Origin of the sequence: Allofrancisella inopinata, from assembly GCF_012222965.1 — a bacterium.
Lineage (GTDB): Bacteria > Pseudomonadota > Gammaproteobacteria > Francisellales > Francisellaceae > Francisella > Francisella inopinata.
Window position 1 is genome coordinate 473,310 of sequence record NZ_CP038241.1, and the last position, 12,438, is coordinate 485,747.

Below are 12,438 nucleotides of genomic sequence, written 5' to 3' on the forward strand. Positions count from 1 at the left end.
AGAAAGGTTATTGATGTTAAATAAGGTTGCTATCGAACAGCTAAGTATTCTAACAAAATCTCAAACAAATCGTTTGGAGAAGAAATAGTATGAAAAAAAGAATCCTGATTACAGGTTTAAATAGCTATATTGGTAACTCATTTGCGGCTAAATATAACTCAGATTTTAGTATTGATAAAATATCATTGCGCGATGTTTCTTTGTCGGACATAGATTTGAGTGGTTATGATGCTATATTGCATGTGGCAGGAATTGCTCATACTTCAAAAGATCCTAAACTAAAAGAAAAATACTATAAAATAAACGCCCAACTAACTTATGATCTGGCAAAACAAGCTAAAGATCAAGGTGTTCGACAGTTTGTGTTTTTAAGTAGTATTATAGTTTATGGCGATAGTGCTCCTATCGGTAAGCAAAAAGTTATAACTAAAGATACCGAACCTAAACCAGATGATTTTTATGGAGATAGTAAACTCCAAGCTGAAATTAAGCTAAATAGCTTGGCTAGTGATGACTTTAATATTGCTATAATTAGACCACCAATGGTATATGGTGATGGCTCAAAAGGTAACTATCCAAAGTTGGTTAAACTGGCAAAGTATACTTTTATTTTCCCTGATATTAATAACCAAAGAAGTGTTATCTCGATAGATAATTTATCTAAAGAGATTGCAGAAATAATTTTACAAACTAAACATGGGGTTTTTCTACCTCAAGATACCGAGTATTTTTGTACATCAAAATTTATCAAGGATTACAGAAAAAACATTTTGGCCAAGAACACTTATCTAACAGTATTATTTAATCCAATTATAAGATTGATTGCTAAAAAAGTAGATTTTGTCAATAAAGTTTTTGGGAATTTGACATATAAATTATGAAGAAGCATATATTAATAGTTAGTCAATATTTTTATCCTGAGAATTTTAGGGTTAATGATTTAGCGGTTGAGTTATATAATAGGGGATATGAAGTCACAGTATTAACAGGTATACCAAACTATCCTAAAGGTAGTTTTTTTGATGGATATGGTATTTTTAAAAAGAGAAAAGAAAATTATCATAATGTTAATATTGTTAGAATTCCTATAGTTTCTAGAGGGAGTTGTAAATTAAGGTTAGCATTGAATTATTTATCTTTTGTGGTAACAGGATATATTTGGAGGATTTTTACAAGGCTTAAACCTGACTATGTATTTATATATGAAGTATCTCCAATGACCCAAGCCTTACCAGCTGTCAGCTTTGCAAAAAAAAGAAAAATTCCTTGTTATATATATGTAACAGATCTTTGGCCAGAAAGTGTAGAAGTTGTATTAGGTTTGAAAAATAAGTTAGTCCTTAAATATCTCAATAAAATGGTTGATTATATCTATAAAAATTGTGATAAAGTTCTAACATCTTCAAATAGTTTTATTAAAAAAATAGCTTCTAGAGATAATTCATACAATGATAAATTGATATTTTGGCCACAATATGCCGAAGAGTTTTATAGTAAGATAGAAAGCAGAAATCAAGAAATATATCAAAAATATTTTAAAGGAGATGATTGTTTTAAAATAATTTTTGCAGGAAATGTGGGTGAAGCTCAAAATCTTGGTCTTTTAGTTGATGTGGCAAAGAAATTAAAATCAAATAAAATAGATACAATAAAGTTCTATATTGTCGGTGATGGAAGATACAAAGAAGAATTGGTTAAAAAGATTAAAGTAGAGAGTGTAGAGGGATGCTTTAAATTTATAGAAAGACAACCTGCTGAAGATATTAAGTATTTTATGTTTGAAAGTGATGTAGCATTAATAAGTTTGTCTAAGTCAGAAATATTTTCTATGACAATACCTGCAAAAACACAGTCTTGCTTAGCTTGTGGTATCCCTATATTAGTATCAGCTGATGGTGAGATTCAAAATGTTGTAAAAGAAGCGAATGCTGGTCTTTGTAGTGATGCAAATGATAATCAAGGACTGTATAATAATATAGTTGAAATAAGTAACTACGATAAGATTCGATTAAGCAGAATGGCAGAAAATGCTTTAAAATATTCAGTAGAAAAATTTAACAAAAATAAACTAATGGAAGAGTTGGATGACTTGTTTAAATGATTTTAAAGATAAAATTCTTTTAATAACAGGTGGTACAGGATCATTTGGTGAAACTGTAGCAAATAGATTTTTAGATAGTGATATAAAAGAAATACGTATATTCTCACGTGATGAAAAAAAACAAGATGATATGCGTAAGAAGTATAACTCAGATAAGTTGAAATTCTATATAGGTGATGTAAGAGATAGAAAGAGCGTTGATACAGCGATGAAAGGAGTTGACTATGTCTTTCATGCTGCAGCACTTAAGCAAGTACCATCTTGTGAGTTTTTTCCGATGGAAGCTGTTAATACTAATGTTGTTGGTACTGAGAATGTATTAGATTCAGCGATATTTTATAATGTGAAGAGTGTTGTTTGCCTAAGTACAGATAAGGCTGCTTATCCTATAAATGCTATGGGTATCTCTAAGGCAATGATGGAGAAAGTAGCAGTAGCAAAAAGTAGAAATTTGTCTAATAATGAAACTAAGATATCCATTACAAGATATGGTAATGTAATGGCTAGTAGAGGTTCTGTAATTCCTTTATTCTCTCAGCTTATAGACGAAGATAAAAATCTTACTATCACAGATCCTGACATGACTAGATTTATGATGACTCTAGAGGATGCCGTTGATTTGGTACTATTTGCATTTAGAAATGCAAACCAAGGTGACTTGTTTATCCAAAAAGCACCGGCAGCTACTATCCAAACACTAGCTGAAGCAATTATGCAGAAGAAGAATAAAAAAGTAGGTATAGATATTATCGGATTTAGGCATGGTGAGAAGTTGTATGAGGTGCTAGTTACTAAAGAAGAAATGGCTAGAGCCGAGGATATGGGGAAATACTATAGGATAGCTGCAGATGATAGGGACCTTAACTATAATAAATATTTCTCAGATGGTGAGAGCACTATTGCTAAGGCTGAGGATTATCACTCGCATAATACAAAGCAATTAAATGTTGATGATATGGTGAGAGAATTATCAAGAATAACAGGGTTTAGCTGGAATGAGTAATAGGGTTTTAGTATTGGGATGTAATGGTATGGCTGGTCATGTTATATCTATTTATCTTGAGTCGCGTGGGCATATTGTTGATAAACTAGCTAGAAGTCAGAAGGTTTTTGCAGATACAATTCTTGTTGATGTTTCTGACTTTGAGCTGTTGGAAAAAACTATTGTTGAGGGGAGATATGATTTTGTTATTAATGCTGTAGGTGTACTAAATGCTGATGCAGAAGCTAATCATGATAAAGCAGTGTTAATGAATTCATATTTACCTAATTTCTTGGCGAGAGTAACGAAAAATTTGAAGACTAAAATTATTCATATAAGTACAGATTGTGTTTTTAGTGGTGATAAAGGCTCATATACAGAATTAGATATTACAGACACTAATACTTTCTATGGTAAATCTAAAGCTCTTGGTGAGTTAAATGATGATAAAAACCTAACTATAAGAACATCGATAATAGGACCAGACATTAATGAGAATGGTATAGGATTGTTTAATTGGTTTATGAAATCTAGATTCTCAAAAGAACTATCAGGTTATTCTAAAGCTATATGGGGTGGGGTTACGACAATTGAGTTAGCAAAGTCAATAGAAATTGCTATGAGAAATGAATTGTCTGGTCTGCACCATTTAACTAATAACCAAAAAATTAATAAATATGATTTACTAAGTTTGTTTAAAAAATATTTTGCAGATGATAGTTTAAATATATTGAAAAATGAATGCTATATAACAGACAAGTCTCTTAAAAGTAATAATCATTTTTTCAATGTTCCTAGCTATAAACAGATGATTTTAGAAATGAGAGAATGGATTGTAAATAATCAAGAAATATATAATTATTAGGATTCTATAATGAAAAAATTAAAAGTTATGACTGTTGTGGGTACAAGACCAGAAATAATAAGGCTTGTACCAAGTATTCAGAAGCTAGACTCAAGCAAGGCAGTTGAGCATGTATTAGTACATACTGGTCAAAATCATGACTATGAACTTAATCAGGTATTCTTTGAAGACTTTAATTTGAGAAAGCCTGACTATTTTTTAAATTCAGTTACTAGTGGTAAACCAATGGAGACTATTGGTAATATCTTAATCAAAATTGATGAAGTTTTAGACAAAGAAAAGCCAGAAGCATTTTTAGTCTTAGGTGATACTAATAGTTGTTTATGTGCTATTGCAGCTAAGAAAAGAAAAGTGCCAGTATTTCATATGGAAGCAGGGAATCGTTGTTATGATTCTAGAGTGCCTGAAGAGTTAAATAGAAAAATAGTAGATCATATATCAGATATCAATATGCCATATAGTGATATTGCTAGAGAGTGTTTATTAAGAGAGGGTTTTCCAGCTCAAAGAATAATAAAAACAGGTAGCCCAATGTTTGAAGTGTTGCAGATGAAGAAAGATGATATTCAAAAATCTGATGTTGTTGAAAGATTATCTTTAATGAAGGATAGATACTTTGTAGTATCAGCACATAGAGAAGAGAATGTCAGTGATAGAGATTCATTTCTTGATTTGATGGAGTCATTAAATGCTGTTGCAGAGCTTTACAAGCTACCAATTATATTTTCTACGCACCCAAGAACAAAGAAAATCATAGAAAAAGAGAGTCTAGAGCTTAATCCATTGATACAAATTATGAAGCCACTAGGTTTTAGTGATTATGTGAACCTTCAACTGAATTCTAAAGTGGTACTTAGTGATAGTGGTACTATCAGTGAAGAAAGTGCAATATTAGGTTTTAAAGCTCTAAATATTAGATATTCTCATGAAAGACATGAGGCTATGGAGGAAGGCTCTGTAATGATGGTAGGGCTTAAAAAGGATAGGATATTACAAGGTTTAACCATTTTGAATGAAGAGAGCGAAGATAGAAGAAGATTGGTGGCTGATTATTCTATACCTAATGTTTCTGACAAGGTTTTAAAGGTAATACTGTCTTATTCTAATTATGCTTTTTAAGCAAAATGAATATAGTTATAAATAATCCAGCCGCAAAAAGTGGTGGAGCTTTAACAATTCTTAAAAGCTATTTAGAACAAGCTTTACAAGATAAAGAAAATAATTATTATTTTTTTGTTTCATTAAGTTCACTATTTCAATATGAATCTAGTAATGTAAAAATATTTAATATAGGTAAGCAAAGTAGACTAAAAAGGATACTTTGGGATAGTTATATTTTTCGTAAAGAGTTAAAAAGAAAAAATATCAAGCCAGATACTATTATATCATTACAAAATACGCCTCTTAATGTAAGTGGAAATATTGAGCAAATAGTTTACTTTCATCAAGCTTTATCTATTTCTGATAAGAAATGGAATATTTTTAGAAAGGATGAAAGAATCTTTTGGTTTTATAGAAATATATATCCTTTTTTTATAAAAAGAGGGCTTTCAAATGTTGATAAAGTTATAGTGCAAGCTGAATGGGTTAAAAAAGCATTTTCTAAAGAGTTTGAGTATAGCTTAGAGAGTATAGAAGTGGTCAAGCCTAAGCTTAAAAGTATTGATATATCAAAAGTAAGGACTTTAAATAAAAGTAAATTTAGAATTTTTTACCCAGCATTTCCTCTTAAGTATAAAAATCATCATTTGGTAATAAAGTGGTTGTCTCGAATTGATAAAGATTTTGAATGTATTTTTACTTTTTCTAAAAATGATAATTCCTACTTATATGATTTGATCGTGATGAATAAACTAGAGAGTAAAATAAGGCTGGTTGGAAAATTGAATTATGATGAGGTTTTAGAATATTATAACTCTTCTAATTTAGTTTTATTTCCTAGTGAAATTGAGACCATTGGAATGCCATTAATTGAAGCAGTAGAGTTTATTAATTTGAAAATTATAGTTTCAGATCAGGAGTATTCTAGAGAAGCTCTTGGTGATTATCATCAGGTGAAATTTATTAATATTAATAATCATGAAGAAGTCATCGAAGCAATTAATCAAGAAATATCAAATACAAAATAAGTAATGTTCTATAATAAAGTAAGTTGAGAGGTAATTTTATATATGAATATAAGTAACAAATTTAAAGAAGTATTTATAGTTATTTTTGTATTTGATATATTCATTGAACTTTTTTTCAATCGTGGTATTGTTTTTGGTATAGAATATTCTTTCTATTTTCAGGTATTAACAGCTTGTCTTTTCCTATATATTTTGAGCTTTTCTTTAAGGAAGTGTGAGATTTATTATTTATTTTTCTTATTATCCTCCTGTGTGGTAAAATATTATCTTACTAATGATACTTATACACTATATTTTTATTTTCGTCTTGTTGTTTCTTTCTTACTATTTACTTTAATAACTAGTTATTTTGAGAAAGAAGATTTATATAAGACAGTTAATATTTTGTCAAAATTAGTTATATATTTTTTAATCCCTATTATTTTCTTCGAATTTCTATCAAAGAATCTATTTCATTCGAATATTTTTAATGAGTTGTTAGATGACTTATTAGGATATCGCCAGAGTGTTTCTAATATTTTATTTGAAAGAAATAGTATTTATGCTATACAAGGGTTAAGCTCTGAGCCAGCAACTCTAGTGATTGGCTTATCTTGTTTTAATATAATCTATATATTATCTAATAAAAATTCGCCAATTAAATCAGAAATTTGTTTTTATGTGTGTTCGTTCATATCAGTCATATCAGGATCTTTCTCATCGATTATATTAATTTTAAGTAGTTTTATTATATTGTATGTTAACGTAGCCAGCATAAGTATGAAAAAAAGGTTGAAACTTTTATTTTTTGTATTGACATTATGTATGATCATTGTATTTCATCATAGGATACAAAATTTGTTATACTTTTTTGATTTGTATAATAATTACTATACAAATCAAAATGGTGGAGACTCTATATCTATTCGACTCGGATCTATAAAAAATATATTAGATTTAAATATTTTAAATCTGTTATTTGGTGTTGTGAGCTTAAGAGAAATAACTCCTATTTATTCTCTATTTTTTACGCTACTTACTAAAATTGGTATTATAGGCTTAATTCTATATGTACAAGTGTTTTTATATTTTTGCAAGAGAATAAAAAAAGAGTGGTTTTCTATTTTAATTTTTATCTTTCCATATCTTGTATTAGGTGATTTAGAAATTGTCTATGGTATTGTAGGCTTCTTAGTATTTATATTATTGGGTGATTATAAAATAAGGGTTCATAATTTTTAAGGTTTAATATTTACTATGAATAACTCTTTTAAGAAAACTATAAAAGATTTTCTTATAATGATCTTTAGTCAGTTTGTGTTTTTAATATTATCAATATTAAGAGTACTTATTTTGCCTATTTTTATGAGTTTAAATGATTATGGATATTGGCAGCTTTATCTTTTATATATATCTTATGTTGTTGCGTTATCTTTAGGTTTTAATGATGGTATTTATCTTAAATATTTGAAATATGATTATGATGATTTACCTAAAAAGGAAATTAGATCAGGGTTTAGAATTTTTATCATTTTTCAGATAATTCTTTGTATTGCTTTAATTTTATTGGCTTTGGTAACTGAAAGAACAATTGATAGTATTATTTTAGCTTTAGTTTTTCTAAATATTCCTCTATTTGGAATTAATGGAGTATTTTTGATTATTTTTCAAACAACTAGAGATACTAAGAGCTATGCTTTTTATACCAACATAGATAAATTACTATTTTTAATAGTACTCATTATATTATTGTTTTTTATAGATGATAGCTATTTGTTACTGTTTGTACTGATAGTATTAGATATTTTAACTAGGCTTTTAGCGACCTTACTTATGATAATAAAGTGTAAAGAATTGATTATTGGTAGTGTATATAACTTATCTAAGAGCTACAAGTTTTTTAAAGTTTATGTTCGTATTGGTATAAAGCTAATGTTAGCTGGAATAATAGCTATTCTAATATTAGGATTTAGCAGGTTTTTTATACATTTTTTTGAGAGTATAGATGATTTTGCAATTTATTCTTTCTCTCTTTCAATTATAAATTTTGTTTTAATCTTTTCCGCAGCTGTTAGTCTAATAGTTGCTCCAATGTTGGGTAGGATAGATAAAAACTTGTATTCAAAATGTTTCGTGAAATTAAGAGCTATATTAAAACTTTTTTCTTATTTTTTGCTTCTGCCCTATTTACCTATAAAGCTTATTATAGAAAATATATATCCAGGGTATATAACTATGTTTAGTTATTTGCCATTTGTGTTTGGAATACTTTATGTTCAAGTACAAATGCAGCTGCTAATTAATCCGTTCTATAGTTTATTGCGGTGTGAAAATGAGTTATTAAAGGTTAATTTATTTACACTTATTATGACCTGTTCGTCAATAGTAATGAGTTATTATTTTTTTCAAAATATTCAAGTAGTTGTTATTGTAACTTTTATCAATATGTTACTTAGGTTATATTTGTCAGAAGCTTTCATAATGAAGAAATTAAATATTTTGACTATTAATAATTTTAAAGCCTTACTAACAATAGCAGTTCTCTTTGGTTATATAGCTTTTATGTTGTTAGAATTTGATATATTAGGAGTGGAGCTGTTAATCTTAGCTATCTTTTATCAATTTGTATTTTTATTAAGGAAATAGGTATGAATATTGTTTTTATTTGTGCATCGCCATCATGTGCTAACGGGATTTGTGCAAGAATAATTGCTGAAGGATTTAAAGTTGTAGGCTCGTATAAGGCAGAGTTTATTTACACTGCAGATCTTTCATATTCTAATATAACTAATCTTAATAGAGCCTTAATTTTTTTAGATAGAATAATTGGTAAAACTAGTTTATGTTCCATACTTATAAAAAAGATAGTTCATGAACTGAATCTATTAAAGCCAGATGTTATAATACCATTTTGTTTACCTTATGAAGGAGCATATGCCGCTGTTGAATATAAAAAAAAATATTCAGCAGAAGTGAAAATTATCCCTTTTTTGTATGATGAGTTTGCAGATAATAATTCTTTGAATAGATTTGTTTTTTTAAAGAAATTAAAGTATTTTAACAATAAGAAAATAGAGGATTATATTATCAAAGAATCTTATTTAATCAGCATTACTGAATCAACTATAAACCTTAACAAAGAACAGAAAGCGTTAAAGTATGGGTTTCCTCTATTAAGTGAAAAAATAAAGCTTAATCCAGTTGAATATAGCTTTATATATGCAGGCGCTTTTTATAAGAAGTTACGAAACCCGGAGCAAGTTCTGCAAATTATGAAAGAAGTTGTAATTAAATTGAATGGAATTTTTAATATATATTCTTCTGGAAACTGTAATAGTATAGTAGATAAATATTGTTTGAAAGATAAAGTTGTAAGAAATGAAATATTATCTAATGAGAAAGTCTTGGAAGAGATGTCTAAATCGAATTTTTTAGTAATCCAAGGTAATAAGAATACGGACCAAGTTCCAAGTAAAATAATTGAAGCTATCTCTTTTGGTAAGCCTATAATCTATTTTTATTCTGATTATAATGATGTTTTACTAATTCTTTTAAAGAAGTATGGTAATGCTATTAGCATTAGATTAAATTGTAATATAGAAGAAAGTATTGATCGCATTTGTGACTTTTGTTTTAAAAATAAGAATGTGATAATCTCTTATAAAGAGATTGAAAAAAGTTTTATGGAGTATAAAGCAAGCTATATAGTGAAAGATCTTATTGCAAAATTATAAGTTTGTAAAACTGAACAATTTAGGTTCTGTGCACAAAAAAATATAAATTGGATTGAAAATAGCTAAACTGTTGTTATTTAAAAGTTGAAAGACAATAAATACCAAGGGTTTAGCAAATGCATTATCATATAAAAGAAGTATTCTGGTCAAGTATTTTATCATTTTTAAAATCACAAAAAGGTATACATAACAATGATGAAGCCAGATTAAGATTGTTTATTGAAGCTGTATTTTATGTGTTACGTACAGGCTGCCAATGGAGAATGTTACCATTTTATTATGGTAAATATAGATCAATACATAAACGTTTTAAAGATTGGTTTGATAAAGGCATATTCTCTAGATTATTTAAGTCAGTACAAAACCCTGACTTACAAGAAGTTATGATTGATTCAACGATAGCAAGAACATATGCCTGTTCTACAGGATATCAGAGGGATAATAACCAAGCAATTGGTAGATCAGTTGGAGGACTAACCACCAAGATTCATGCTATGACTGATGCTTTAGGCAATCCGATTGAAATATTACTATCAGAAGGCAAAACTCATGATAGTAAAGTAGCTATAGCCTTACTACAAAATGTATATAATACAAAAGTTATCGCTGATAGAGCATATCATCATACCTATAAACTTCCGCTAACAATCTCAAATTGTTCAAATAACTATGGCCCGTACCAACACCCAGAGAAATTAATTCCTGTGGTGATAAATAGTTGTATAAACTACAAGCCTATTCCTGTTTACGGGGATGGTTCGAATATCCGTGATTGGCTATATGTAGAAGATCATTGTGATGCTATTCAGATAATTATAGAGAAAGGAGTGGTTGGAGAGGTTTATAATATTGGTGGTATTAATGAGGTTGATAATCTAACCTTAGTAAAGACTATTTGTAAACTAATGGATGAATACAAGCCGGAGAATGCTCCACATTCTAAATTAATTACTTTTGTAGAGGACAGAAAAGGCCATGATTGGCGTTATGCTATTGATAACAGCAAGATTCAGAATGAGTTAGGATGGAAGCCTTCTCAAGACTTTGAGAAGATGTTTAAGCAAACTATAGGGTTTTATCTAAATTGAAAATTTTATGTTTATGGTAACTATATTAAAAATTCTCTTTAATAATTTCCTTTATAGCTGAATTAATCAATTTTGTGTTTGTGTTACTAACACCTACCATTTGTGCAAATTCCGGCCATTTAGCAACAGCTGCTTTTACCTCACTAATTATACATAAAGCAACATTTTTTTTAATATTATTTATTTTTGCAAGTTCTAGAAGATGAGAAATACCAGGATTTTTTCCTTCCCCCATAATCATAGAGCAATGTTCACCACTAGGACCTGATGAAAATGTAAGATCATAAGATGGTGACATACGCCATGAGCCATCTTTAGCCATTAAAAATGAAAAATTCTTAGCATGATCATCACGGTTATGACTCAGAATATTAAATACACATTGCCTATACTGTTTTTCGCAACAATTCATATTACGGGTAAGATACATGGTTGTTTTCATAATCATTTGATAGTCTAGGCTTGGAATTCTATGATCAGCATGTAAGAGTCCACTTATTGTATGCATATAAATTCTTTCACAATCATTTCTATCAAAGCGTTTACTACCAAAGAATCCTAATCCTTTAGTAGATGGAAAAAGCTTAGCATTTGGTACTTCAAGACCAGCATCTTGTGCCATGAGATGGTAAGCATATTCTATAGCGCCAATATCTTTTGGATCAGTACTAGATGGGAATTTAATAAGCCAGTGTTCACCCTTAATGTCAATAAGTATTTTAGGTCTAGCACCAGCAGATGAACCGCCAAGCTTTAACAAATCTTCTACATAGCTATCATCATCATGTTCCTGAAATTCACAGATCTCTCGTGCAATTTCATCTAAAGAAGCATGAGATAATAAAGGAGCATTTTCTGTTTCAGGTTCATAAGTAAGAGCTCCCATACCATGTGAACCTACAAAACAAAGCCTATCTAATAAAGACAAAGAACCTGGATTAATATCATGTTTAACAAGAGCACGATCAAGCAATAAACGTCCCCAACCATCTGGTAGGCTATCATTAAAAACACCAAACATACCATCAAAAGTAAAGTCTTCTGATGGTATTATTCCTGCTTTAAGTGGTAACTTAAAAGGTGATAAATTAAGTCCTGTTTTGAGGAAATTAACGTCATATTCAAAGAATAATTTGTGGGATTTAACTGCTAAACGTCCAACAAGGATTTTTTCATCCTGAGGTTTATAATAAACGTAAACAATTTTTGTAGGCGTAAATTTCATTTTCTACCTCTTTTTCTGGTGCTTTCTTCTACCAGTAATTCATCTAAAGAGGCAGGGAGCTCTTCAGCCTTCTTTACAAAGAGCTGCTCAAATTTTTCAAATTCATCTAAAACAATAGCAATTTTTAAAAGTGATTCGAGTGATATTTGTCCAGTTCGTTCAAATTTTTTCAATGTACCATAGCTTACTCCAGATACTTTAGATAAGGTTTGCTGACTAAGATTGAGGCTCAAACGTTTAGCTTGTGCTCGTTTTGCGATATCTTTTGCCATTTCATAGGGTGACTTAAGTAGTACAAACACAATAGTAGCCTAAAAACTAATTTTACCTATATA

At 29.2% G+C, this 12,438-nt stretch carries 12 protein-coding genes; 10 read left to right on the forward strand and 2 right to left on the reverse strand.

Annotated features, from left to right (window positions below; translation table 11 throughout):
• Nucleotides 1-89: 89 nt before the first annotated feature.
• The 10 genes from E4K63_RS02180 (at nt 90) to E4K63_RS08185 (ending at nt 10,878) form a co-directional block, all read left to right on the forward strand.
• Nucleotides 90-881, forward strand: coding sequence for an NAD-dependent epimerase/dehydratase family protein (locus E4K63_RS02180; RefSeq protein WP_133941605.1), 792 nt, complete (start codon nt 90-92; stop codon nt 879-881).
• Nucleotides 878-2,101 (forward strand): glycosyltransferase family 4 protein, encoded by a 1,224-nt coding sequence (locus E4K63_RS02185; RefSeq protein ID WP_133941607.1) that lies wholly within the window; start codon nt 878-880, stop codon nt 2,099-2,101. The genes E4K63_RS02180 and E4K63_RS02185 overlap by 4 nt, the downstream gene beginning before the upstream one ends.
• A complete protein-coding gene (locus E4K63_RS02190; protein ID WP_133941609.1) occupies nt 2,085-3,104 on the forward strand; it encodes a polysaccharide biosynthesis protein in 1,020 nt (339 codons plus the stop codon). The genes E4K63_RS02185 and E4K63_RS02190 overlap by 17 nt, the downstream gene beginning before the upstream one ends.
• Nucleotides 3,097-3,948 carry a dTDP-4-dehydrorhamnose reductase family protein gene (locus E4K63_RS02195; protein ID WP_133941611.1) on the forward strand — a complete coding sequence of 284 codons (852 nt, stop codon included), beginning with the start codon at nt 3,097-3,099 and terminating at the stop codon, nt 3,946-3,948. Before E4K63_RS02190 ends, E4K63_RS02195 begins: the two co-directional genes overlap by 8 nt.
• 9 nt (nt 3,949-3,957) lie before the next feature.
• Nucleotides 3,958-5,067 carry a non-hydrolyzing UDP-N-acetylglucosamine 2-epimerase gene (gene wecB, locus E4K63_RS02200; protein ID WP_133941613.1) on the forward strand — a complete coding sequence of 370 codons (1,110 nt, stop codon included), beginning with the start codon at nt 3,958-3,960 and terminating at the stop codon, nt 5,065-5,067.
• 5 nt (nt 5,068-5,072) lie between these two features.
• The gene (locus E4K63_RS02205; RefSeq protein ID WP_133941615.1) at nt 5,073-6,077 is read left to right on the forward strand and encodes a glycosyltransferase; all 1,005 of its coding nucleotides are present in this window, start codon (nt 5,073-5,075) and stop codon (nt 6,075-6,077) included.
• A 42-nt stretch (nt 6,078-6,119) separates the two neighbouring features.
• The gene (locus E4K63_RS02210; RefSeq protein ID WP_133941617.1) at nt 6,120-7,298 is read left to right on the forward strand and encodes a hypothetical protein; all 1,179 of its coding nucleotides are present in this window, start codon (nt 6,120-6,122) and stop codon (nt 7,296-7,298) included.
• Nucleotides 7,299-7,313: 15 nt separating this feature from the next.
• Nucleotides 7,314-8,702, forward strand: coding sequence for an MATE family efflux transporter (locus E4K63_RS02215; protein WP_133941619.1), 1,389 nt, complete (start codon nt 7,314-7,316; stop codon nt 8,700-8,702).
• A gap of 2 nt (nt 8,703-8,704) precedes the next feature.
• Entirely contained in the window at nt 8,705-9,790 is a 1,086-nt protein-coding gene (locus tag E4K63_RS02220) for a glycosyltransferase family protein (RefSeq protein WP_133941620.1), read from the forward strand.
• Nucleotides 9,791-9,906: 116 nt separating this feature from the next.
• On the forward strand, nt 9,907-10,878 hold the full coding sequence (locus E4K63_RS08185) for an IS5 family transposase (protein ID WP_133941622.1): 972 nt from the start codon (nt 9,907-9,909) through the stop codon (nt 10,876-10,878).
• A gap of 25 nt (nt 10,879-10,903) precedes the next feature.
• Here the strand turns inward: E4K63_RS08185 and E4K63_RS02230 are convergent, their stop codons facing one another.
• Both E4K63_RS02230 and E4K63_RS02235 read right to left on the reverse strand, forming a co-directional pair.
• The gene (locus tag E4K63_RS02230) at nt 10,904-12,103 is read right to left on the reverse strand and encodes a type II toxin-antitoxin system HipA family toxin (protein ID WP_133941624.1); all 1,200 of its coding nucleotides are present in this window, start codon (nt 12,101-12,103) and stop codon (nt 10,904-10,906) included.
• Nucleotides 12,100-12,375: a helix-turn-helix domain-containing protein gene (locus tag E4K63_RS02235; protein WP_133941626.1), complete on the reverse strand. Its 276-nt coding sequence runs from the start codon at nt 12,373-12,375 to the stop codon at nt 12,100-12,102. Before E4K63_RS02235 ends, E4K63_RS02230 begins: the two co-directional genes overlap by 4 nt.
• Nucleotides 12,376-12,438 lie beyond the last annotated feature (63 nt).

What these genes read in the sequence shown, in the direction of transcription:
- wecB (WP_133941613.1), top strand. Translation starts at nt 3,958, where the DNA reads ATGAAAAAATTAAAAGTTATGACTGTTGTGGGTACAAGACCAGAAATA.
- E4K63_RS02210 (WP_133941617.1), top strand. Translation starts at nt 6,120, where the DNA reads ATGAATATAAGTAACAAATTTAAAGAAGTATTTATAGTTATTTTTGTA.
- E4K63_RS02195 (WP_133941611.1), top strand. Translation starts at nt 3,097, where the DNA reads ATGAGTAATAGGGTTTTAGTATTGGGATGTAATGGTATGGCTGGTCAT.
- E4K63_RS02190 (WP_133941609.1), top strand. Translation starts at nt 2,085, where the DNA reads ATGACTTGTTTAAATGATTTTAAAGATAAAATTCTTTTAATAACAGGT.
- E4K63_RS02220 (WP_133941620.1), top strand. Translation starts at nt 8,705, where the DNA reads ATGAATATTGTTTTTATTTGTGCATCGCCATCATGTGCTAACGGGATT.
- E4K63_RS02215 (WP_133941619.1), top strand. Translation starts at nt 7,314, where the DNA reads ATGAATAACTCTTTTAAGAAAACTATAAAAGATTTTCTTATAATGATC.
- E4K63_RS02205 (WP_133941615.1), top strand. Translation starts at nt 5,073, where the DNA reads ATGAATATAGTTATAAATAATCCAGCCGCAAAAAGTGGTGGAGCTTTA.
- E4K63_RS02235 (WP_133941626.1), bottom strand. Translation starts at nt 12,375, where the DNA reads ATGGCAAAAGATATCGCAAAACGAGCACAAGCTAAACGTTTGAGCCTC.
- E4K63_RS02185 (WP_133941607.1), top strand. Translation starts at nt 878, where the DNA reads ATGAAGAAGCATATATTAATAGTTAGTCAATATTTTTATCCTGAGAAT.
- E4K63_RS02180 (WP_133941605.1), top strand. Translation starts at nt 90, where the DNA reads ATGAAAAAAAGAATCCTGATTACAGGTTTAAATAGCTATATTGGTAAC.
- E4K63_RS08185 (WP_133941622.1), top strand. Translation starts at nt 9,907, where the DNA reads ATGCATTATCATATAAAAGAAGTATTCTGGTCAAGTATTTTATCATTT.
- E4K63_RS02230 (WP_133941624.1), bottom strand. Translation starts at nt 12,103, where the DNA reads ATGAAATTTACGCCTACAAAAATTGTTTACGTTTATTATAAACCTCAG.